Below are 20142 nucleotides of genomic sequence, written 5' to 3' on the forward strand. Positions count from 1 at the left end.
TCGCGTCTCGGGACGAGACGACATGTGGCCGCCTCGCGGCTGAATCGCAACCGTCCGCGGACAACATATGGCACGAAGCTTCTACTCGCACATCAAGGAGGCGTGGCGGTCCCCCAAGGAGGGGAAACTGGCAGAGCTACAGTGGCAGCGCAAACAGGAGTGGCGCGACGAGGGCGCCATCGAGCGCATCGAGCGCCCCACCCGGCTGGACAAGGCCCGCGAGCTTGGCTACAAGGCCAAGCAGGGCGTCATCGTCGCTCGCGTGAGCGTCCGCAAGGGCGGCTCGCGCAAGCAGCGCCATAAGGCCGGTCGGCGCTCGAAGCGACAGGGTGTCAACCGCCTCTCGCGGCGCAAGTCGATCCAGCGCATCTCCGAGGAGCGCGCCTCGCGCAAGTACCGGAACCTCCGCGTGCTCAACTCCTACTGGGTCGGTGAGGACGGCTCCCAGAAGTGGCACGAAGTGATTCTCGTTGATCCCGCTCACCCCGCGATCGAGAACGACGACGATCTCGGGTGGATCACCTCGGACGACCACCGCGGGCGCGCCTTCCGCGGGCTCACCTCGGCCGGCACGAAGGGCCGCGGTCAGCGCACGCGTGGCAAGGGCACCGAGAAGACTCGCCCGAGCGTCACCGGCAACGACCGACAGGGCAAGTAAGCCGACTGCGGTCGCGACCGACTTCTTTCATTTATTAACCGCCGAGCAGCGGCGCTCTCGTTGTACTGGTCTCTGAGTACCCGAGCGATTACCCTCGCGGCTCTCAGGAGTACTGTTTAAAAATAAAACCGGGGGAACGCGAGCGTGCGTGTTCGACTGCAGTACGGCGTGCGGTGGGAGTGAGTTGTGACCTAACCGAAGCTCACATCGCACCGCCCATACCGCCCATGCCACCCATGCCGCCGGCGGGGGCGCCGCCCTCGTCGCCGTCGCCGCTGGTCGACAGGTCGCCCGCGGAGATGATGTCGTCGATTTTCAACACGAGGTTCGCGGCCTCGGCGGCGGACGCGATGGCCTGCTCTTTCGCGTGAGCCGTCTCGACGACGCCGGCTTCGGTCGTGTTCTCGACTTCGCCGGAGAAGACGTTGAGTCCGGCCTCGGTGTCGCCGGCTTCGTGAGCCGCGCGGAGGTCGACGAGCAGGTCGATGGCGTCGAGCCCGGCGTTCTCGGCGAGCACGCGGGGGATGAGTTCGAGCGAGTCGGCGAACGCCTCGACGGCGAGCTGCTCGCGACCCGAGACGGAGTCGGCGTAGTCGCGCAGTCGGCTGGCGAGTTCGACCTCGATTGCGCCGCCGCCGGGGAGCGTCCGACCGTCGGAGGCGGTCGTCGAGACCACGTCGATGGCGTCTTCGATGCCGCGTTCGAGCTCGTCGACGACGTGCTCGGTGGTGCCGTAGATGAGGAGGGTGACGCCGTGGGCGTCCTCGCCCTCGACGTGGAACAGCTCCGCCTCGGCGTCGCGGGAGACCGTCCCGACCGCGAGGTCGTCGGCCGTGAGCGAGTCGAGGTCGCTGACGATGGGCGCGCCGAGGACGTTCTTGAGGAAGCTCAGGTCGGACTTCTTCGTCCGGCGGACCGCGAGGATGCCCTCCTTCGCGAGGTAGTGCTGGGCGAGGTCGTCGATGCCTTTCTGACAGAAGACGACGTCGGCGCCGCTCTCGACGATCTGGTCGACCTTGTCGCGAAGCTGCTTTTCTTCCTGGTCGAGGAACTTCTGGAGCTGATCGGGCGAGTCGACGTTGACGGCCGTGTCCACGTCGGCCTCTTCGACCTCGATCGGGTCGTTGAGGAGGAGGACGTTCGCGTCCTCGAAGTCGGTCGGCATGTCGTCGTGGACCGGGTCCTTGTCGATGACGGCGCCCGAGAGGAGCTCGGACTCACCGGCCGCGCGACCGGTGCGCGTCTCGATGTTGAGGTTCGCCAGATCGACGACGTGCGAGCCGTCGTCGGCCTCGACCGTGACGCCCTGAACCGCGCGGACGACGAGGTCGGCGAGGGTGTCCTTGTCGAGTTCCGCGCCCTTCCCCGTCATCGACGTCTCGGCGACGCTTTTCAGGGTCTCCGTGTCGTCGGGGTCGACGGCGGTGGCGACCTCGTCGATCTGATCGCGGGCGTACTCGCTCGCGAGGTTGAAGCCCTTGATGACGGCTGTCGGGTGAATGTCCTGCTCCAGAAGGTCCTCGGCGTTTTTGAGGAGTTCGCCGGCAATCGCGACCGCGCTCGTCGTGCCGTCGCCGGCCTCGTCCTCTTGGGTCTCGGCGACTTCGACGATCATCTCAGCGGTCGGGTTGTCGATGTCCATCGTCTGCAGGATGGTGACCCCGTCGTTGGTGATGGTGACGTCGCCCATCGAATCGACGAGCATCTTGTCCATCCCTTTCGGCCCGAGCGTCGAGCGTACGGATTCGGCGACGCCGCGTGCCGCGGAGATGTTGTACTCCTGTGCGTCCTTGTCCTTGACGCGCTGGGCGTCGTCGCCCATAATGATCATCGGCTGACCCTGCTGCATTCGCTGGCTCATACACTGGTTGATTGATTGTGATTCTATATAAATGCGTCGTTGAATGGCGTCCTCACGCCGCCGTCTCACACCGCCAAACCGCCGTCGAAACCGCAGTACGTAGCGCCCTCTGACCGAAATTTGTGCGGATTGTTAGCATGGGTCTTCGTCAGACGTGAACACCGGGAATGTGGTCATTTATATACTGAACGAACCGCACGCCGCTCCTGCCGTCGGAGAGCGCCGTCACTACCGAACGGACTCTGGACGGGAACGCGTCTCCGCGTCAGAACGAATCGAACGGCAAAAGCGAGCGTCGTCGCCGACTCACTGACCGAACTCGTCGGCGTCGAGACGGTACTCCGGTTCCGTTTCGGTGAGGTACTCCGAGTCGGCCGCCGTGGCCGCCGGCTCCGGCGGTTCGTCGGCAGCGTTGAGTTCGCGGCGATTCAGGTGGCTCTCTAACTGCCGGCGCTTGTTCCGCCCCTTCCGCTCGCGGCCCGCTTTCGTGTCTGGCATCGGTATCCGTGCTAACACTACCCACACATATGAGTGTTGCGGCGGCTCGTACGTTCACTCGTGTGCGAACCGGTCGCTGCGCCGCTTTTCGGTGTGGGTGTTTGGATAAGGCGTACCGACAAGGGCGTCGAGCCCCCGCTCGCTTCGCTATCGCTCCTCGTTCGTTGTGTACTAACGAAAACGCCAGGAGAGGGATTTGAACCCCCGATCCCGGAAGGGAACACGCTTTCCAGGCGTGCGCCTTACCACTCGGCCATCCTGGCTCGGTCTGAGGTAATCCGGTGGGACTGTTAAGTCCTTCTTTTCGCGTGGAGTCGATGCTCCGTCGCGTAGGTGATCCCGCCGGACGCGACGGCGATCGTTCCCGCGAGCGCGAACAGGCCGCCGTAGCCGACGGGAAGCGACCCCTCGACGAGCCGATACCCCTGCGCGACGACGAGGAACGCGAACCCCCCGACGAGTCCCCACAGGGCTGCAGATTGTGCCCGCGACGCGGCCGACGGCACCTCGGGCGAGGTCGGTTCGCGATCGCCGACGTGCGCGCTCTCGCCGTCCCCGTTGCCGTCGGCCATCTACTCGACGACGGCGACCGCCTCGATCTCGACGCCGGCGCCCTTCGGCAACGCGCCGGCCTGCACGGCCGACCGGGCGGGCGGCGACTCGTCGAAGTACCTCGCGTACGTCTCGTTCATCTCGTCGAAGTCGTCGATGTCCGCGAGGAAGACGGTCGTCTTGAGCACGTCGCTCGGCTCGGCGCCGGCCGCTTCGAGGACCGCCACGAGGTTGTCGAGGGCCTGCTCGGTCTGTGCCGCGATCGACGCCTCATCGAGGAGGTCGCCCTCCGGCGTCAGGGGGATCTGCCCGGCCGTGAACACGAGGTCGCCGTTCGTCGTCGCCTGGCTGTACGCGCCGACCGCGGCGGGAGCCGCGTCCGTGTGAACCGTCTCTTTCATGCGTCCCCTTCGGCGGGGGCTCCTAAGAGTCCCTGGGAACGCGGTCGGTCGCCGGGCGACGATCCGCCCCGCCGCGCGCGACCCCACCGTTGCACATATATCTGTCGAGTGCTAACTATTCACGTATGACTGGGGTGGAAATCGGTCCGCTCGTCGCGATCATCGGCGCGGTGACGCTCGTCAACCTCGGGTTCGCGTGGCTGTTCGCGCGGAGCGACCGGAACCCGGCCGACGTTTTCGGGTCGGCGGGAGGCCCCGCGGAGCAGGCGCCGGCCGGCTCCGAGCGCACGACCGCCGACCCGCCGCCGCTCGACGTCGACGGTGAGACCGTCGTCTGCCGTCACTGCGGCGCGGCGAACCGGCCGACGTACCGGTACTGCCGCTGGTGCGTTCGCTCCGGCTTCGCCGACGACGCCGCGGGCGGCCCCGCCGACGGCCCGATGGTGAACCGCTCGCTTTGATGCGCCCGCCGGGACGCCCTCAGTCGCCGTCGACGCGACAGCCGCCCGAGTAGTCGATCCCCGCTATCGTCTCGATGCCGTCCGCTCCACAGACCGGACAGTCGGGATTGCGCCGATACGGGACGGTCTCGAACGTCATGTCCATCGCGTCATAAAAGAGGACGCGCCCCTCCAAGATATCCCCGGCGTCGAGGAGCAGTTTGATTGCTTCGGTCGCCTGAATGCAGCCGACCGTACCGGGCAGGACGCCGAGCACGCCGGTCGTCGCGCAGTCGGGGACCGTCCCCGGCTCCGGGGCCTCGGGGAACAGACACCGGTAGCACGGGCCCTCTGGGACGAGCGTCGTCGCCTGGCCTTCGAACTTATAAATGGCGCCGTGGACGACGGGCATCCCCTCGATCCGGGCCACGTCGTTGACGACGTACCGCGTCCGGAAGTTGTCCGCACAGTCGACGACGATGTCGTACTCGCCGAGCAGGTCGCGGGCGTTCCCCTCGTCGAGGCGCGTCTCGTGGGCGTTCACGTCGACGTCGGGGTTGAGCCGCTCGACGTAGCGGGCCGCCGACTCGACTTTAGGCTCACCCACGTCGGCGTCGGCGTGGATCACCTGTCGCTGGAGGTTCGATCGCTCGACCACGTCGTCGTCGACGACGCCGATCGTTCCGACGCCCGCGGCCGCGAGGTATTGGATGACGGGCGCCCCGAGACCGCCTGCGCCGACCACCAGCGCCCGCCCGTCGAGCAGGCGCTTCTGCCCCTCCGGGCCGACCTCGTCCATGATGACGTGTCTGGAGTACCGGTCGAGTTGGTCGGCGTCGAGCGAGAGACTCATGGGTTGTGGTGGGCGGTGAGCCGGTATAACCGTGTTCCCGCTCGCCGGCGCGTGGCTTCCGACCGGCGGTCCGTCTGGTCGCGGCGTCGCCGCCCCGGAGCAGTCCCGCAGTCTCCCGCCCGTTCAATAGGGTTCAAGTACCCCTCCGGCAAACGTCGCCACATGCAGACGCTGCTTTTGAACGACGACGACGTCGACGAGAACGCCCGGATGGACCGGGTCATCGATGCGGTTCGCGGCGCGTTCACGGCCTACGAGCGCGACAACGCCAAGATGCCCGCGAAGTCGTACATCGACCTCCCCGAGTACAACGGCGACTTCCGCTCGATGCCGGCCTACCTCGACGTCCGCACCGAAGACACCGACGAGGACGACGGCTGGGACGCCGCCGGGATCAAGTGGGTGAACGTCCACACCGACAACCCCGCCGACCACGACCTCCCGACCGTGATGGGGACGATGATCTACTCCGACCCCGAGACGGCGTTCCCGCTGGCGATCCTCGACGGCACGACCCTCACGATGAAGCGCACGGGCGCGGCCGCCGCGGTCGCCACCGACGAACTGGCGGTCCCCGACGCGAGTTCGCTCGGCATCGTCGGCGCCGGCGTCCAGTCGTACACGCAACTGGAGGCGATCGCCACGGTCCGCGATATCGAGGAGGTCGTCGTGAGCGACCTCGACGAGGAGCGCGTCGCCGACTTCATCGACGCCTTCGACGATCAGTTCGACGTGCGGGCCGGATCCATCAGCGAGGCCGGCCACTGTGACGTGCTCTCGACGGTGACGCCCGTCGAGGACCCCGTCGTCACCCCCGACGACGTGGGCGCGCACACGCACATCAACGCGATGGGCGCCGACGCCGAGGGCAAACACGAGCTCGCCGACGACCTCCTCTCAGACGCGACCGTCGTCATCGACGACCACGAGCAGTGTACCCACTCCGGCGAGATCAACGTCCCCTACGCGGCGGGCACCCTCACCGACGCGGACATTTACGGCGAGATCGGAGAAATCGTCGTGGGGAACCGCCCCGGACGCGCCGGAACCGACGGCGAGGCCGGCATCGAGGGCGTCACCGTCTTCGACTCCACGGGGCTCGCCATCCAGGACGTGGCGGCCGCCCGCGTCGTCTACGAGCAGGCCGACGCCAACGACAACGGGTACCCCTTCGACCTCCTCGGACTCGCGGAGTAGCGCGCCCCGATCTAGCAGCGCCGACCGACTTTTGTCGCCCGCGCCCGTACGTTACCCGTGCAACTCGTCAGCGTCGCGGCACTCGCGGAGAACCGAGCGATCGGCAGAGACGGCGAGGTGCCGTGGCCACACATCGAGGCCGACGTGCGGCAGTACCGCGAGCGCGTCGCGAACTCGCCCGTCATCCTCGGCCGCCGCACTTTCGACTCCATGCGCGACGACCTCCCCGGCTCCCGACAGATCGTCGTGAGCCGGAGCGTGGAGTCGGTCGACGTCCCGACCGCGGTCGTCGCGAACGACGCCGACGAGGCGCTCGAACGGGCCGCGGCGATCACCGACGGCGGCGAACCGGTTTACGTCCTCGGGGGCGGCGCGATATACGAACTGTTCCAACCCCACCTCGACGGGATGGCGCTCAGCCACGTCGAGGGGGTCTACGAGGGCGACACGTTCTATCCGGCGTGGGACGCAGGCGAGTGGTCGGTCGCGGCGGAGACGGCCTTCGACCGGTTCACGCTCCGGGAGTGGGTTCGCAACGGCGACAGGTTCTGATCGCCGGGCGCCGTCGGTCGCCCCGCTTACTTCGCGTCCGCGTCCTCGGCGTACGACTGAAGCTGTAACTCCGCGCTCTTGGTGAGTCGATCGAGTGCCGCATCGACGCCGTACTCGCGGGCCTCGACCGACGCCTCGGCGACCAGCGTCCGGACGGTGTCGAACGGCCCGATCCGAGCGCCGGTCGTGGCCGGCGACCGCTCGGTGTCGAGGAGCTGGTCTATCGCCGTCCGGTAACCGGGGTTCTCGTCGAACCAGCCCGCCCCCGCGAGCCGGTCGACGGCGCCGTCGTGGACCGGGAAGTAGCCGGTCTCCCGGTGCCACCGCGCCTGCTGGTCCGGCGCCGCGAGCCACGCGAGGAACGCGGCGGCGGCCTGCTGTTCGTCCGTCGGCGCCTCGTCGGCGACCCACAGCGAGCCGCCACCGACGACGACGCCGTGGCGCTCGTCGGCCACCGGGAAGTACCCCGTCTCGACCGGGAACGACGCGCCCTCGTGAACGCCGACCATCGCCGAGGTCGACCCGATCAGCATGCCGGCGCGCCCGTCGTGGAACGCCTCTCTGGCCTGTCCGCGCGCCTCGATGCCCGGATCGTGGTACAGCCCGTCGGCCGCCATGTCGGCGATCCACTCGTACACCCGCCGGCCGGTCTCGGTGTCGAAGTGCGCCTCGGTCGGCGTCCCCCCCCGCCCGTTGTTGGCGTCGACGAGGGGTTGGCCCGCCTCGGCGAACCACTGCTCGACGAACCACGAGTAGTTCGCGAACGTGATCCCGGCGTCGAGCCCGCCGCGGTCGACCAGCTGGGCCGCGCAGTGGCGCACCTCGTCGAACGTCGTCGGCGGGTCGTCCGGGTTGAGCCCGGCGCGCTCGAACGCCGCCCGGTTGTAGTACAACACCGGCGTCGACGCGTTGAACGGGAGCGAGTGGAGCCGGCCGTCGGTCCGGTAGTAGTCCGCGACGGGGTCGAGGAGGTCGTCCGGGTCGAGCGGCGTCTCCCCGAGCAGACCCGCTATCGGCGCGAACGCCCCGCTGTCGAGCGCGCGCTTCGTGCCGATCTCGTAGAGGTGTGCGATCGTCGGCGGGTCGCCGCGCTCGGCCGCGGCGAGGGTCGCGTCGAGGACCCCCCGATAGCTGCCCTTCGACGACGGTCGGACGGACACCCCGTCGGCGACCGACTCGAACTCCTCGACGAGGTCTTCGAGCAGCCGTGCCTTTCGCCCCCCGAGCGCGTGCCAGAACTCGACGACGGTGGCGTCGCTCGCGTCGCCCCCGGCGAGGTCGTACGCGTCGAGTCGGTCGTCGAGCGTCCCGGTGCGATCGCCGAGCGTCGACGCGCCCGCGGCCACCTCCGTCAGCGACGTCTTCTGGGTGTGAGCGATCGTCGTCACCTCGGCGGCGTCCGCGGCGGTGTCCTCGGCCGAGGCGCCGACCGACTCGACCATGTCGACGACCTCCTCGACCGAGGCCGCTTGGTCGTCGGTCGCGTCGCTTATCTCCTCGACGCCGCTCGTCGTGTCCTCGATGTCGTCGGTCAGGTCGGAGAACGCTTCGAGCGCGCTCTCTGCGGTGTCTATCCCCTCTCCGACGCGCTCGCGCATGTCGGTGATCTCCGCGACCGTCGCGTCGGTCTCGTCGCGCACCGACCCGATCGATTCCTCGATCTCGCTCGTCGCGTCGCGGGACTCCTCGGCGAGGCTCTTGACCTCCTCGGCGACGACCTCGAAGCCGGCGCCGGCTTCGCCCGCCCGCGCCGCCTCGATGGAGGCGTTCAACGCGAGGATGTTCGTCTCGTCGGCGATGTCCCGAATGAGGTCGGTGACGTCTTCGATCGCGGCGACCTCCGCCTCCAGCTCCTCGACGCGGTCGAGCGCGGTCTCCGTCCGCTCGTCGACCTCCTGTAGCTCCGCGATCGCCGCGGCGGCCGCCTCGTTCCCCTCGTCGGCGCGCGCGGCGACGTTCGCGGCCGTGGTCGCGACCTCCTCCGCCGAGGCCGCGACCTCCTCGGTCGCCGCCGAGACGCTCTGTAGCTCCTGGGTCGCCTCCGCGATGTCGTCGCGCTGGCGCGTCGCCGACGACTCGATCCCGTCGACCGCCTCGTACACGTCGTCGCTCCGGCGCTTCGCCTGCGACACGTTCGACCGCACGTGCTCGGAGGCGCCGGCGACCTCGTCGCCGAACCCCTCGACCGCCGACAGCGTCTCCGTGACTCCCTCGACGAACGCGTTGAGGTCGCTCGCGAGCGCGGCGGTCGCCTCGTCGCCGGTCGCCTCGGGGAACCGGGCACCGAGGTCGCCGTCGGCGAGGCGGGCGGCGACCTCCCTGAACGCCTCGACCGGCACCTCCTCGCCTGCGGTTCCCGTCGCTGTCTCGTGTGGTTCCTCGCCGTTCGCTCGCGCGCCGTTCTCGCGGTGCGGTTCCGGCTCGGTCGCTCGGTCACTCAGCCCGTTGCGATCCATTTGCCGCCCGTTTCGCGCGGGGCTACTTAACCGCACGAGACGAATTATCTCAGATAATAATTCCACCGCCCACCCGCCGCGTCGCGAGCGCGACAGTCGGCTACTCGTCGGACTCGTCGGCTTCGGCTGATTCGGCTGATTCGGCTGACTCGGCGGACTCCCCGGCATCGTCGTCGGCGACGCGCGAAGCGAACCCGAACCGCGGCTTGGCGTCGTCGACCTCGACGGTGAGCGTCTCGCCGACCGCGGCGTCCGCGACGAAGAGCGAGTACCCCTCGACGTAGGCGATGCCGTCGCCCTCGTCGCCGCGCTCTTCGACGGTCACTTCGATCCGGTCTCCGGCCGCGACGGGGGCCGTGTTCAGCCCCTTGGCGACGAGGTACACCTCGGAAGAGGAGTCGCGCGAGGCGTCCGGGACGACGGTCCGAATGTACTCGAACTCGGGGCGCACGTCCTCGCGGAAGGCGTCGAGGTCCTCGCCCTGGAAGACCTTCACCGCGAAGTCGCCGCCGGGCGCGAGCAGTTCCTTGGCCACGTCGAACGCCTGCCGCGCGAGGTGGACCGACCGGGCGTGGTCTAAGGCGTACTCCCCGGTCATGTTCGGCGCCATGTCGGAGACGACCACGTCGGCGCCGCGCTCGCCGACGGCCTCGCGGAGGTAGTGACGGGTGCGCTCGTCGGTCATGTCGCCGCGGAGCGTCTCCACGTCGTGTTCTTCGAGGTCCTCGATGCGCTGGAGGTCGACGCCGACGACCGTGCCCGACTCGCCCACTTCCTCGGCCGCGACCTGCAGCCAGCCGCCCGGCGCCGCCCCGAGGTCGACGACGGTGTCGCCGCGCTCGAAGAGGTTCGCCTCCTCGTCGAGCTGTTTCAGCTTGTAGGCTGACCGGGCGCGGTACCCCTGCTGTTTCGATCGGTTGTAGTACTCGTCTTTGCCGCTCATTGCGCCCTCGTAGACCGTCCGGCCGTTTATCGGCGTCGTTCGCCGGATTCGGAGTCGTCGGCGCCTGCCCCACCGTCGACCGCCCGGCGACCGCGGAGCCGTCCGGCCCCCTGTGTCTCGGTGTCGGGAACGACTGCGAACCCGAGATCGGTATAAAAGCCCCGCAGCTTCGCGTCGAACGCGGCGGTGACGACGGCGACCGCCTCCTCGCGCTCGGCGCGTTCGACCGCGGCGGCGACGAGCGCGGAGCCGATCCCCCGCCCCCGACGCGCCCGTCTGACGGCGACGGCGTCGACGTGGTATCGCGACGGCTCGGGACGCGTCGCGACCAGCGCGCCGACGACCGCGCCGGTCTTTTTAAACCGGGCGACGAGGGCGTCGCCGGCGTCGATCCGTTCGGCCACCTGCGCCGAATCCGTCTCCAGCATCGCGGCGTTGAGCACGCGGAGGCTGTCGAGCCGGTCCTCTGGCGTCGCGGGCTCGATAGCGACCCCGTCGGGAACGCCCGCGGACCCGTCGCCGGTCACGAGGAGTCGGCTGTCGCCCCGCCCTTTATCAGTCGAAGGAGTTGGACCTCGTCGGCGTCGACGACGCGGTCGCCGGGGACCGGGGCGCCGTCGACGAGCGCTGACGCCTCCTGCGGGTGATAGCCGGCTTCGCGAATCAGGTCGGCGTAGGTGGCGTCGTCGGGGAGGTCGACCGTCTGGGTCCCCTCGCCGACGACGTCGACGGTGACGGTCACTGCTCTAGCTCCCGGCGCGGGTCGATCACCCGTCTAACTCCTCGCGGAGCAGACCGTTCACCTCGCCGGGGTCGGCGCTCCCGCCCGTCGCCTGCATCACCTGGCCGACGAGGAAGTTGATCGCGCCCGCGTCGCCGTCGTGGTAGTCGGCGACTGCGTCGGGGTTGTCGTCGATGGCGGCGGCGACGGCGGCCTCGACCTCGCCGGAGTCGGCGACGCCGAGCCCCTCGCGATCGATGACCGTCTCGGGGTCGTCGCCGGCGTCGAGCATCTCGCGGAGGACGACCTCCTCGGCGTTTTTGACGGTGAGCTCGTCGTCGGCCACGAGTTCGATCAGCCGCGTGAACTCGTCGAGACGGTCCTCGACGTCCGTAATCTCCATCTCGCGGTAGTTCAGTTCGCCGAGGAGGTTGTCGGCGACCCACGTCGCGGCGAGTTCGGGGTCGAACTGCTCGGCCACGTCCTCGAAGAAGTCGGCGACCGCCTTCGTCGAGGTGAGCTTCGAGGCGGACTCGCGGTCGAGGCCGTACTCCTCGCGGAAGCGCTCGCGCCGAGCGTCGGGAAGCTCCGGGATCGGGATCTGCGATTTCCAGTCCGATACTTCCAGCGCGGGGAGGTCGGCCTCTCGGAAGTAGCGGTAGTCCTTCTCGGCCTCCTTCGAGCGCATGGAGACGGTGACGCCGCGGGCCTCGTCCCAGTGGCGGGTCTCCTGTTCGATCTCGCGGCCGCGCCGGAGGACGTTTCGCTGTCGAGTGACCTCGTAGGCGAGCGCCTGCTCTGCGCCCTTGTGGCTGGAGATGTTCTTGACCTCCGCGCGGTTCGCCTCCGCGAGGGCCTCCTCGGTGATCGTCCCGTCGTCGGCGACGGCGTCGTCGGGGACCAAGGAGACGTTGGCGTCGACGCGCAGGCTCCCGTCGCGGGTCGGCTCGAAGACGCCGAGGTACTCCAAGACCTCCTCGAGCTTCGCGAGGAACGCGCGGGTCTCCGCCGGCGACCGGAAGTCCGCCTCGGTGACGATCTCCATCAGCGGCGTCCCGGCGCGGTTGTAGTTCACCAACGTGTGCGTCGCCGACTCGATGGAGCCGCCGGCGTGCTGGAGGCTCCCCGGATCCTCTTCGAGGTGCGCGCGGGTGATGCCGATCGTTCGGGTCTCGTCGTCTGCGCGGACCTCGAGCTCGCCGGACTGGCAGATCGGGGCGTCGTACTGGGTGAGCTGGAAGTTCTTCGGCAGGTCGGGGTAGTAGTAGTTCTTCCGGTGGAACGTGGTCGTCTCGGGGATGTCGGCGTCGATCGCTTTCCCCACCTTCACGGCGGCCTCGACGGCGGCCTCGTTGAGGACCGGCAGCGCGCCCGGCAGCCCGAGACAGGTCGGGCAGGTGCGCGTGTTCGGCTCCTCGTCGTCTCCGGGCTCCGTCGAGCAGCCGCAGAAGATCTTGGTGTCGGTCTCGAGCTGGACATGGACCTCCAGCCCGATCACGACCGTCCGCTCCTCCGTCGCGGCCTGAGTGCTCATTACCGACCCGTTGTGAGCCGGCCACCTAAATCGTGTCGGGACCGGTACGGCGTGGATCTGTGCCCACTCATCGCGGGCGAGCCCGCTCTGGGACCGTTGCTAAACCCTTATGACCGCGGGGGTGAGAGAGACGGTCGTATGAGCGATCTCCCGGACGACTTCGACTGTACCCTCACCAACTGGGAGTACATCTACGGGCTCTGCCGCAACGTGTCGAACGCGGTGAAACGCGCCGACTTCGAGCCCGACGTGGTGGTCGCGCTGGCCCGCGGCGGCTGGTTCGCGGGCCGGTGTATCTGCGATTTCCTCGGGCTCAACGACCTCACGAGCCTCAAGATGGAACACTACGTCGGCGCCGCGGAGAAGACCGACGAGCCCCAGATCCGCTACCCGATGCCGGAGGGCAGCGTCGAGGGGAAAAACGTCCTCATCATCGACGACATCGCGGACACCGGCGGCTCGATCCGCCGCGCCGAAGAGTACGTCTTGGACCGCGACGCGGGCGACGTGCGCACCGCCACGCTCCAACTGCTCGGCACCTCCGAGTTCCAGCCCGACTTCGTCGGCGAGCGCCTCGAACAGTGGACGTGGGTCGTCTACCCGTGGAACTTCCTCGAAGACATGATCGACCTCACCGAGGGCGCGATGGAGCGCGCCGACCAGACCGTCTTCGAGCGCGACGACGTTCGACACTACCTCGAAGAGTACCACAGCATCGGCCGCATCGAGATGGAAGTCGCCCAGCCCGGTCGCCTCGACGAAGTCCTCGACGAGATGGTCCGTCGCGACGTCGCCGACCGGACCGGCGACGAGGCGTGGACGCTCGCCGAGTAACGACTCCGATGTCCGGCGACGACTCGGGCTCGACGGACGATCTAGACTCCGACGCCGCCGCTATCGACGCCCTCCTCGCCGCGTACGACTTAAAAGACGAGCGGCGCACGGGGTGGCAGCTCCGCGGCGTCGACGACCCGGAGTCGGTCGCCGCACACGCGTGGGGCGTCGCGTACCTCGTGTTGGCGCTCGGCGACCGATTCCGCGACGACCTGCCCGGCCTCGACCTCGACCGCGCGCTCCGGCTCGCCGTGGTCCACGACGTCGCCGAGGCCGAGACCGGCGACGTGGCGACCCGCGCCGACGAAACCGTCGAAACGCCGGACTCGACCGCGAAAGAGGCCGCCGAGCGCGCCGCGATGGAGTCGCTCGCCGGGCCGCTCCCCGACCGGGTCCGCGACGCGTGGGAGGCGTACGAGGCCCGCGACTCGCCGGAGGCGCTCCTCGTCAAGGAGTGTGACCTCCTCGACGTCTGTCTACAGGCGGTCGTCTACGAGCGCGACGACCGCTACGACCCCGCCGCCGGCGACCCGGACGCGTTCCGCGAGTACGACGACCTAGACGAGTTCTTCGCGACGACGGCCGCTCGCCTCCGGACCGACACCGGACGCGACCTGTTCGACCGCCTCTCGGATCGGTATCACGCCGCGCGCGACGAGGGGTGACCGGTCCGCCCCGAGATACCCGCGCTCCGGCACAGGGTACGACGTTCGTCGAAACGCTTAAACGACGGCTGTGGGTCCTCTCACGGCCGATCTGCGGCGAGAGATAGCAAGAACGTTAACGGATGAGTTCGTTTCGGGCACTGAGAGCTTTCACCACGCATGTCCGAGACCACTGACCTGATCATCGTCGGCGGGGGAATCAGCGGGGCGTCGCTTTTATACACGGTTGCGAAGTTCACCGACGTCGACGACGTGACGCTGATCGAAAAAGAGCGGGAGATCGCCGCGATCAACTCCGACCGAACGAACAACTCCCAGACGCTGCATTTCGGCGACATCGAGACGAACTACACCTTAGAAAAAGCCGAGGAGGTCAAGGAGGGCGCCGAACTGCTCGCGGGCTATCTCGAGGGAACCGACCCTGACCGGGAGATGCACAGCAAGCGCAGCAAGATGGTCCTCGGCGTCGGCGACGAGGAGGTCACCAAACTGGAAGAGCGGTATCACGACGAGGGGTTCGGCGACCTCTTCCCGAAGCTCCGCGAGATCGGCCGCGAGGAGATAGCCGACCTCGAGCCGAAGGTCGTCGAAGGCCGCGACCGGTCCACGGAGCTCAAAGCGCTCCAGACGCCCGACGGCTACGTCGTCGACTACGGCGCGGTCGCGGAGTCGTTCGTCGACGCCGCCCGCGAGGAGGCGGGCGTCGGCGTCCACCTCGGCACCGCGGTCGAGAACGTCGACGAGGGGCGCGACGGGTTCACCGTCGAGACGGACGACGGCGACTTCGAGGCCGACGCCGTCGTCGTCGCCGCCGGCTCCCACAGCCTCCAGTTCGCCAAGGAGATGGGGTACGGTGAGCACATGTCGCTTCTGCCCGTCGCTGGCAGCTTCTTCCTCGCGGACGACCTGCTGAACGGGAAGGTGTACACGCTCCAGATGAAGAAACTCCCGTTCGCGGCGGTCCACGGCGACGCCGACGTTCACGACGACGGCGTCACGCGCTTCGGTCCCACGGCCAAACTCGTTCCGGCGCTCGAACGCGGCCGGCTCTCCACCGTGAGCGACTTCGCCGACGTGTTCGGCTTCTCGCCGGCGTCGGTCCTCAGCTACGCCAACATCCTCTCCGACCGGATCCTGTTCCCCTACGTCGTTCGGAACCTCGTGTACGACCTCCCCGAGGTCGGCAAGCGCGCGTTCCTCCCGAACGTCCAGAAGGTGGTCCCGACGGTCGACGTCGACGACATCGAGCGCGCGAAGGGGTACGGCGGCGTGCGCCCGCAGATCGTCGACACGAAGAACAAGGAACTCGACATGGGCGAAGCGAAGATCACCGGCGACGGCATCCTGTTTAACATCACGCCCTCGCCGGGCGCCTCGACCGCACTGAAAAACGCGATGACCGACGTGCAGACGGTCCTCGACTTCTTCGACGCGGACTACGAGTTCGACGAGGCGGCCTTCCGCGACGCGACCATCGAGAACTTCCCGCGCGCCGACGCCGAGGCGGAGCCGACCGCGGCGGACGCCGGCGAGACCGACGACGACCGCGTCGCCGCCGAAGCCGACGACTGACGCGGCGCGCCGAGTCGCCGACCCGGTTCCGTTCACTAACCCTTGCGACCGTTTAGAGCCCGACGACAGAGCGCCCCGAGCGCGTGGCTGCCGCCAGCGAGCGCAACCGCTATCGGCCCCCAAAGCGCCGGCGCTCCGTGTCCGTAGAACGACAGCACGAACGCCACGGGCGCCGCGTCTCCCGTCGCGATCAGCCACGTGTAGAACGTCACCGGCCCGTACACCGGTCCGAACACCAGCCCGGCGCTGACGAGGAGCCCGCTCCCGCCGTACGCGGCACCGGTCGCGAGCAGGGCGCCGAGCAGGACGAACAGCCACAGCACCGCCTCGGGTATCGCGTCGAAGGCGGCGTGCGAGACGAACGCGAACAGTCCGGTCGCGGCGAACAGCCCCGCCCCTGCCGCGGCGCCCGACCGTCTCGGCGCCGAGGGGCTCCCGAGGAGCAGTCGCCGGGCCGTCTCCTTCGTGTCGCGGGTCATGCGTTCGTTGGGTGTCCGACTCCGCGGGCATACGTCTTCCGCAGCGGCGGGCATACGTCTTCCGCAGCGATACCTCGTGGGCGCGCTCGCCTGCGGCACCCCCGTCTGATCTACGCCTCCGACGCGCCGTCCGACCTACGTCTCCGACGCGACGCCGACCTCGCGCTCGAACGCCTCCCGAAGCACGCGAATCGCCCGGCGTTTCAGCCCGTCGGGGACGAACACGAAGGGGATCGGCACGTCGAACGCGCGGTCGCCGTACAGCCCCCAGTCGCCGACGGAGCGCGTCGTCCCGCCGTACGCGATGGGGATGTCCTCCAGTTCGTCGGGGTCGTAGGCGGGCACGTACGACCGGTCGACCCACACCTCGTGGACCGGCACGTCGAGGGCGTCGGCGAGGAGCCGCTCCAGCCGGTCGTCGCCCTCGGTGAGCCAGGTCGTGAACCGTTCGAGGGGGGCGCCCTCACCGCCCAGGTCGGCGTCTAAGTCGTTCCCGATCCGGTCGGCGAGAGCGATCCGGTGTTTCCAGCACGTGGTGGGGAAGCGCCGCCCGCGGAAGCGGTCGTACATCGAGGCCAGCACCGAGTCCGGGCGCTCGCGGGCGGCGTTTCGGAGCCGTTCGAGCACCGCGTTGTCGTCGAGTTCGCGGTCTAAGATGCCGTCGACCGTGACGGGGCTCTCGCCGGTCTCGGCGGCGTACTCCCCGAGCAGTTCCTGTAAGAGCCGGTTCGCGTACACCGACTTGTGGTGTTGGGTGACCCACATGTACAACGCGATCCGGCCTTCGAGGTAGTTGCCGATGGTCGACAGCGCCTTCTCCGAGAGCGCCAGCCCCTCCTCGGGGTGGGCGGTGTAGGCGTCGACCATGCGCTCGACGTCGAAGCTCAACACGCCCGCGCCGGTCATGTAGTTGTCTCGGGTGATGTAGTCGAGCCGGTCCACGTCGATAGGCGAGTGGAGCAGCTGCGCGCCGACGCCGTACTGCCACGGCTCCCCGCGCTCGTACGCGAGGCTGTAGCCGAGGACGTACGCGCACACCTCGAAGGGGTCCACGTCGAACGCGCGGAGGGCGTCGCCGTACTCCTCGACGATGATCACGCAGCCGAGCAGCTCGTGTGGGCTCGCCGAGCGGAGCGGCGCGCCGCCGACGCCGGCGTCGTCGAAGGCGTCGACCAGTCCGGTCTCCGCGACTCGCTCTCGGAGCACGCCTTCGTCGAGGAACCCCTCGGAGAGGTGCGAGAAGGGCGGATGCCCGACGTCGTGGAGCAGGCAGGCGCACTCCAGGGTGCGCTGGATCTCTTCGAGTTCGTCGAGGGCGGCGTCCCGCGTGAAGTACGACTGCTTCCGGAGGTTCTCGAAGACGGTGCGGCCGAGGTGGTAGACGCCGAGCGAGTGTTCGAATCTGGTGTGGTTCGCGCTCGGGTAGACGAGGTGGGTCGCCGAGAGCTGACGAACGTGGCGGAGCCGCTGAAACGGCCGGGTGTCGACGACGCCCTCGACGAGCGCGTCCGGCAGTTCCACGTACCCGTGGACGGCGTCTTTGATCTGCGTGGTGGGCATCGATTGTGGAGACGAGTGGCTCCCGCGACCTGCCTGTTTCGGTCCTCGCTCCTGTGACCGGCGCGTCTCGGCGCTCGCTCACCCACCCCCGATTCACACCGTATAAATGCGAGCGCGGTAACCGACGCGTATGGTATCGGACGCCACCGACGACGCGGACTCGCGGCCGGACGCCGCGACCGACTCCCCGCTCGCCGCCCGGTGGCTCGCGCTCGACCGCGGCTGGCAGGCCCTCGCGCTCGGCATCACCGTCGTGGGCGCCCACCTCGCGGGGCAGGCCGCGGGGCTCTTCTGATGGGCGTCGTCGCCGCCGCCCGCCCGTACCTTCCGGGCCTCGCCCTGCTGGCCGTCGGCGCGCTCGCCGCCCGCCTCGTCGCCGGCGCGGTCGACGGGCTGCAGCCGCTCGTCGTCGCGGTCGCGATCGGTGCGCTCGTCGGCAACACCGTCGGCACGCCGGACGCCGCCGAGCCCGGCGTCGGCGTCGACAAGCTCTTCTTGGAGACCGGCATCGTCCTGCTCGGCGCGGCGGTCGTCGTCGAGGAGTTCCTCGCCGCGGGGCCGACCGTCCTCGGCCTCGTCGTCGTCGCCGTCGCGGGCGGCCTGCTGCTCGCGGAGCTTATCGCTCGGGTTCTCTTCCGGCTCGACGGGACGACGCCCTCGCTTTTGGCCGCGGGCGCGAGCATCTGCGGCGTCTCCGCCGTCGTCGCCATCGGGCGGGTGCTTGACGCCCGCGGGTCGGCGATCACGTTCGCGGCGGCGACCGTCCTGCTCTTCGACGCGCTCACGCTCGTCGCGTTCCCCGTCGCGGGCGAGTGGCTCGGGCTCACCGGCCGACAGTTCGGCGTCTGGGCCGGCGTGAGCATGTTCTCGACCGGCCCCGTCGCGGCCGCGGGGTTCGCGCACTCCCCGGAGGCGGGCCAGTGGGCGACCGTGACGAAGCTGGCGCGCAACTCGCTTCTCGGCGGCGTCGCCATCGCCTACTCGCTGGCGTACACCGCGCGCTCGGCGACGGAGCCGGGCGTGCGACGGCTGTGGGCCGAGTTCCCCAAGTTCCTGCTCGGCTTCCTCGTAGTCGCCGCGGTCGCGAACAGCGGGCTCCTCTCGCCGGCCGCGCTGGAGTCGATCGGTCGCGTGTCGGACGCGCTCTTCACGCTCGCGTTCGTCGGCCTCGGCCTCTCGATCCGGGTCCGGGAGATGCGCGAGGTCGGCGGGGCGGCCGTCGGCGCCGTGTTGGTCCACCTGCTCGTCGTCAGCGCGCTCGCGCTCGCGGCGGTGCGGTGGCTGCTGTAGCCCCTTTTTCAGTCCTTATAAGTAGCGAGCGGGCACACTCCGTGTATGAGCACTATCGGATTCATCGGCGGCAGCGGCATCTACGAGGCCCTCCCGCTGAACAACGTGCGCGAAGTTGAGTACGACACCCCCTACGGCGAGCCGAGCGACGCCATCACCATCGGCGAGTTCGCCGACACCGGTCGAGAGGTCGCCTTCCTCCCGCGGCACGGCTCGGACCACGGCGTGTCGCCCACCGACCTCCCGTACCGCGCGAATATGTACGCATTAAAGCAGGCGGGCGTCACGCACATCTTCGCGTCGAACGCGGTGGGGAGTTTAAAAGAGGAGCTGGAACCCGGCACGCTCGTCGTCCCCGATCAGATCTACGACCGAACGAAACGCCGCGACCTCTCCTTTTTCGGTGACGGCGTCGTCGTCCACCAGCCGTTCGCGGACCCGTACAGCCCCGAACTGGTCGACCACCTCACCGAGGCCGCGGACTCGGCCGTCGTCGGCGACGACGAGTCGGACGGCCCGACCGTCGTCAAGGGCGGCACCTACGTCTGTATCGAGGGCCCCCAGTACTCGACGCGCGCCGAGTCGGAGTTTTATAAGGCGCAGGGGTGGGATCTGGTCGGGATGACCGCGATCCCGGAGGCGAAGCTCGCCCGCGAGGCCGAAATCGCGTACGCGACGATCGCCGGCGTCACCGACTACGACGTCTGGAAGGCGGACAGCGAGGTGACGCTCGAAGAGGTACTGGAAAACGCCGAGCAGAACCAGCAGGCGATCAAAGCCGCCGTCGAGGAGGCCGTGCGCACGCTCCCGGACGATCTGGAGTGCGACGCGCACACCTCCCTCGAAGGCACGATCAACACGCCGACCGAAGCGATTCCCGACGAGACTCGCGAGCGCGTCGAGCCGCTGCTGGGCGACTACTTATAAACATCTGCGGCAGTGTGGTGGCGTGTGCCTCCGAACGCCCGCAGGGCGTGAGGAGCATGCGCGAGGGACGCGGCGAGCGCTGACAAGCGCGAGCCGCGAGGCTGGGGAGGCGTGAGGTTGCGGTGCTGGGGAGGCGTGAGGTTGCGATG

General features: G+C 68.9%; 22 protein-coding genes and 1 tRNA gene. 10 read left to right on the top strand and 13 right to left on the bottom strand.

Features of this window, described 5'->3' with window-relative positions; genetic code table 11:
* The first annotated feature begins 67 nt into the window (after window positions 1-67).
* Window positions 68-658 carry a 50S ribosomal protein L15e gene (locus DOS48_RS15845; protein ID WP_127116680.1) on the top strand — a complete coding sequence of 197 codons (591 nt, stop codon included), beginning with the start codon at window positions 68-70 and terminating at the stop codon, window positions 656-658.
* A 202-nt stretch (window positions 659-860) separates the two neighbouring features.
* Here the strand turns inward: DOS48_RS15845 and thsB are convergent, their stop codons facing one another.
* The 5 genes from thsB to DOS48_RS15870 form a co-directional block, all read right to left on the bottom strand.
* The gene (thsB, locus tag DOS48_RS15850; RefSeq protein WP_127118818.1) at window positions 861-2507 is read right to left on the bottom strand and encodes a thermosome subunit beta; all 1647 of its coding nucleotides are present in this window, start codon (window positions 2505-2507) and stop codon (window positions 861-863) included.
* Between the two features lie 318 nt (window positions 2508-2825).
* Complete coding sequence (locus DOS48_RS15855; RefSeq protein WP_127116681.1) at window positions 2826-3017, bottom strand: hypothetical protein; 192 nt, start codon at window positions 3015-3017, stop codon at window positions 2826-2828.
* A 181-nt stretch (window positions 3018-3198) separates the two neighbouring features.
* Window positions 3199-3280 (bottom strand) — tRNA-Ser (locus DOS48_RS15860).
* Between the two features lie 27 nt (window positions 3281-3307).
* The gene (locus DOS48_RS15865; protein ID WP_127116682.1) at window positions 3308-3589 is read right to left on the bottom strand and encodes a hypothetical protein; all 282 of its coding nucleotides are present in this window, start codon (window positions 3587-3589) and stop codon (window positions 3308-3310) included.
* Window positions 3590-3970: a Rid family detoxifying hydrolase gene (locus DOS48_RS15870; protein ID WP_127116683.1), complete on the bottom strand. Its 381-nt coding sequence runs from the start codon at window positions 3968-3970 to the stop codon at window positions 3590-3592.
* 125 nt (window positions 3971-4095) lie between these two features.
* On the opposite strand from DOS48_RS15870, the gene DOS48_RS15875 reads away from it, so the two are divergent.
* A complete protein-coding gene (locus tag DOS48_RS15875) occupies window positions 4096-4431 on the top strand; it encodes a zinc ribbon domain-containing protein (RefSeq protein ID WP_127116684.1) in 336 nt (111 codons plus the stop codon).
* A gap of 19 nt (window positions 4432-4450) precedes the next feature.
* Here the strand turns inward: DOS48_RS15875 and DOS48_RS15880 are convergent, their stop codons facing one another.
* Window positions 4451-5263 (bottom strand): molybdopterin-synthase adenylyltransferase MoeB, encoded by an 813-nt coding sequence (locus DOS48_RS15880; protein ID WP_127116685.1) that lies wholly within the window; start codon window positions 5261-5263, stop codon window positions 4451-4453.
* Between the two features lie 162 nt (window positions 5264-5425).
* Here DOS48_RS15880 and DOS48_RS15885 point away from each other — a divergent pair, with 162 nt between their 5' ends.
* Together DOS48_RS15885 and DOS48_RS15890 are read left to right on the top strand one after the other, a co-directional pair.
* A complete protein-coding gene (locus tag DOS48_RS15885) occupies window positions 5426-6460 on the top strand; it encodes an ornithine cyclodeaminase family protein (protein WP_127116686.1) in 1035 nt (344 codons plus the stop codon).
* A gap of 57 nt (window positions 6461-6517) precedes the next feature.
* Complete coding sequence (locus DOS48_RS15890; RefSeq protein ID WP_127116687.1) at window positions 6518-7012, top strand: dihydrofolate reductase; 495 nt, start codon at window positions 6518-6520, stop codon at window positions 7010-7012.
* A 26-nt stretch (window positions 7013-7038) separates the two neighbouring features.
* Here the strand turns inward: DOS48_RS15890 and DOS48_RS15895 are convergent, their stop codons facing one another.
* The 5 genes from DOS48_RS15895 to gatB all read right to left on the bottom strand — a co-directional run bounded on the left by DOS48_RS15895 (window position 7039) and on the right by gatB (window position 12666).
* A complete protein-coding gene (locus DOS48_RS15895) occupies window positions 7039-9468 on the bottom strand; it encodes an extracellular solute-binding protein (RefSeq protein ID WP_127116688.1) in 2430 nt (809 codons plus the stop codon).
* A 100-nt stretch (window positions 9469-9568) separates the two neighbouring features.
* Window positions 9569-10411, bottom strand: a complete 843-nt coding sequence (locus DOS48_RS15900) for an RlmE family RNA methyltransferase (protein ID WP_127116689.1) — start codon at window positions 10409-10411, stop codon at window positions 9569-9571.
* 26 nt (window positions 10412-10437) lie between these two features.
* Window positions 10438-10938: a GNAT family N-acetyltransferase gene (locus DOS48_RS15905; RefSeq protein WP_244629355.1), complete on the bottom strand. Its 501-nt coding sequence runs from the start codon at window positions 10936-10938 to the stop codon at window positions 10438-10440.
* Window positions 10935-11153, bottom strand: coding sequence for a ubiquitin-like small modifier protein 2 (locus DOS48_RS15910; RefSeq protein ID WP_127116690.1), 219 nt, complete (start codon window positions 11151-11153; stop codon window positions 10935-10937). Before DOS48_RS15910 ends, DOS48_RS15905 begins: the two co-directional genes overlap by 4 nt.
* Before the next feature lie 25 nt (window positions 11154-11178).
* On the bottom strand, window positions 11179-12666 hold the full coding sequence (gene gatB, locus DOS48_RS15915; protein WP_127116691.1) for an Asp-tRNA(Asn)/Glu-tRNA(Gln) amidotransferase subunit GatB: 1488 nt from the start codon (window positions 12664-12666) through the stop codon (window positions 11179-11181).
* Window positions 12667-12804: 138 nt separating this feature from the next.
* Here gatB and DOS48_RS15920 point away from each other — a divergent pair, with 138 nt between their 5' ends.
* The 3 genes from DOS48_RS15920 (at window position 12805) to DOS48_RS15930 (ending at window position 15737) form a co-directional block, all read left to right on the top strand.
* Window positions 12805-13500: a phosphoribosyltransferase gene (locus tag DOS48_RS15920; protein WP_127116692.1), complete on the top strand. Its 696-nt coding sequence runs from the start codon at window positions 12805-12807 to the stop codon at window positions 13498-13500.
* A gap of 8 nt (window positions 13501-13508) precedes the next feature.
* Window positions 13509-14165 (top strand): HD family hydrolase, encoded by a 657-nt coding sequence (locus DOS48_RS15925; RefSeq protein ID WP_127116693.1) that lies wholly within the window; start codon window positions 13509-13511, stop codon window positions 14163-14165.
* 159 nt (window positions 14166-14324) lie between these two features.
* Window positions 14325-15737, top strand: a complete 1413-nt coding sequence (locus tag DOS48_RS15930; RefSeq protein ID WP_127116694.1) for an FAD-dependent oxidoreductase — start codon at window positions 14325-14327, stop codon at window positions 15735-15737.
* A gap of 35 nt (window positions 15738-15772) precedes the next feature.
* Here DOS48_RS15930 and DOS48_RS15935 read toward each other — a convergent pair whose 3' ends face one another.
* Together DOS48_RS15935 and DOS48_RS15940 are read right to left on the bottom strand one after the other, a co-directional pair.
* Window positions 15773-16216 (bottom strand): hypothetical protein, encoded by a 444-nt coding sequence (locus DOS48_RS15935; RefSeq protein WP_127116695.1) that lies wholly within the window; start codon window positions 16214-16216, stop codon window positions 15773-15775.
* Between the two features lie 135 nt (window positions 16217-16351).
* Window positions 16352-17776 carry an HD domain-containing protein gene (locus DOS48_RS15940; RefSeq protein ID WP_127116696.1) on the bottom strand — a complete coding sequence of 475 codons (1425 nt, stop codon included), beginning with the start codon at window positions 17774-17776 and terminating at the stop codon, window positions 16352-16354.
* Window positions 17777-17906: 130 nt separating this feature from the next.
* Between DOS48_RS15940 and DOS48_RS15945 the strand changes: the two genes are divergently transcribed.
* Genes DOS48_RS15945 through mtnP form a run of 3 tightly spaced genes read left to right on the top strand, consistent with a single transcriptional unit; the run spans window position 17907 to window position 19993 of the window.
* Entirely contained in the window at window positions 17907-18071 is a 165-nt protein-coding gene (locus DOS48_RS15945) for a hypothetical protein (protein ID WP_168654240.1), read from the top strand.
* Window positions 18071-19066, top strand: coding sequence for a YeiH family protein (locus DOS48_RS15950; protein WP_127116697.1), 996 nt, complete (start codon window positions 18071-18073; stop codon window positions 19064-19066). Before DOS48_RS15945 ends, DOS48_RS15950 begins: the two co-directional genes overlap by 1 nt.
* Window positions 19067-19111: 45 nt before the next feature.
* Entirely contained in the window at window positions 19112-19993 is an 882-nt protein-coding gene (gene mtnP, locus DOS48_RS15955; protein ID WP_127116698.1) for an S-methyl-5'-thioadenosine phosphorylase, read from the top strand.
* Window positions 19994-20142 lie beyond the last annotated feature (149 nt).

The organism is Halorubrum sp. PV6 (assembly GCF_003990725.2).
GTDB lineage: Archaea > Halobacteriota > Halobacteria > Halobacteriales > Haloferacaceae > Halorubrum.

Bases quoted from the DNA above. Each gene is read 5' to 3' on its own strand.
- thsB (WP_127118818.1), bottom strand. From the start codon at position 2,507: ATGCAGCAGGGTCAGCCGATGATCATTATGGGCGACGACGCCCAGCGC.
- gatB (WP_127116691.1), bottom strand. From the start codon at position 12,666: ATGAGCACTCAGGCCGCGACGGAGGAGCGGACGGTCGTGATCGGGCTG.
- DOS48_RS15885 (WP_127116686.1), top strand. From the start codon at position 5,426: ATGCAGACGCTGCTTTTGAACGACGACGACGTCGACGAGAACGCCCGG.
- DOS48_RS15935 (WP_127116695.1), bottom strand. From the start codon at position 16,216: ATGACCCGCGACACGAAGGAGACGGCCCGGCGACTGCTCCTCGGGAGC.
- DOS48_RS15930 (WP_127116694.1), top strand. From the start codon at position 14,325: ATGTCCGAGACCACTGACCTGATCATCGTCGGCGGGGGAATCAGCGGG.
- DOS48_RS15895 (WP_127116688.1), bottom strand. From the start codon at position 9,468: ATGGATCGCAACGGGCTGAGTGACCGAGCGACCGAGCCGGAACCGCAC.
- DOS48_RS15845 (WP_127116680.1), top strand. From the start codon at position 68: ATGGCACGAAGCTTCTACTCGCACATCAAGGAGGCGTGGCGGTCCCCC.
- DOS48_RS15925 (WP_127116693.1), top strand. From the start codon at position 13,509: ATGTCCGGCGACGACTCGGGCTCGACGGACGATCTAGACTCCGACGCC.
- DOS48_RS15950 (WP_127116697.1), top strand. From the start codon at position 18,071: ATGGGCGTCGTCGCCGCCGCCCGCCCGTACCTTCCGGGCCTCGCCCTG.
- DOS48_RS15940 (WP_127116696.1), bottom strand. From the start codon at position 17,776: ATGCCCACCACGCAGATCAAAGACGCCGTCCACGGGTACGTGGAACTG.
- DOS48_RS15855 (WP_127116681.1), bottom strand. From the start codon at position 3,017: ATGCCAGACACGAAAGCGGGCCGCGAGCGGAAGGGGCGGAACAAGCGC.
- mtnP (WP_127116698.1), top strand. From the start codon at position 19,112: ATGAGCACTATCGGATTCATCGGCGGCAGCGGCATCTACGAGGCCCTC.
- DOS48_RS15865 (WP_127116682.1), bottom strand. From the start codon at position 3,589: ATGGCCGACGGCAACGGGGACGGCGAGAGCGCGCACGTCGGCGATCGC.
- DOS48_RS15920 (WP_127116692.1), top strand. From the start codon at position 12,805: ATGAGCGATCTCCCGGACGACTTCGACTGTACCCTCACCAACTGGGAG.
- DOS48_RS15870 (WP_127116683.1), bottom strand. From the start codon at position 3,970: ATGAAAGAGACGGTTCACACGGACGCGGCTCCCGCCGCGGTCGGCGCG.
- DOS48_RS15880 (WP_127116685.1), bottom strand. From the start codon at position 5,263: ATGAGTCTCTCGCTCGACGCCGACCAACTCGACCGGTACTCCAGACAC.
- DOS48_RS15875 (WP_127116684.1), top strand. From the start codon at position 4,096: ATGACTGGGGTGGAAATCGGTCCGCTCGTCGCGATCATCGGCGCGGTG.
- DOS48_RS15900 (WP_127116689.1), bottom strand. From the start codon at position 10,411: ATGAGCGGCAAAGACGAGTACTACAACCGATCGAAACAGCAGGGGTAC.
- DOS48_RS15945 (WP_168654240.1), top strand. From the start codon at position 17,907: ATGGTATCGGACGCCACCGACGACGCGGACTCGCGGCCGGACGCCGCG.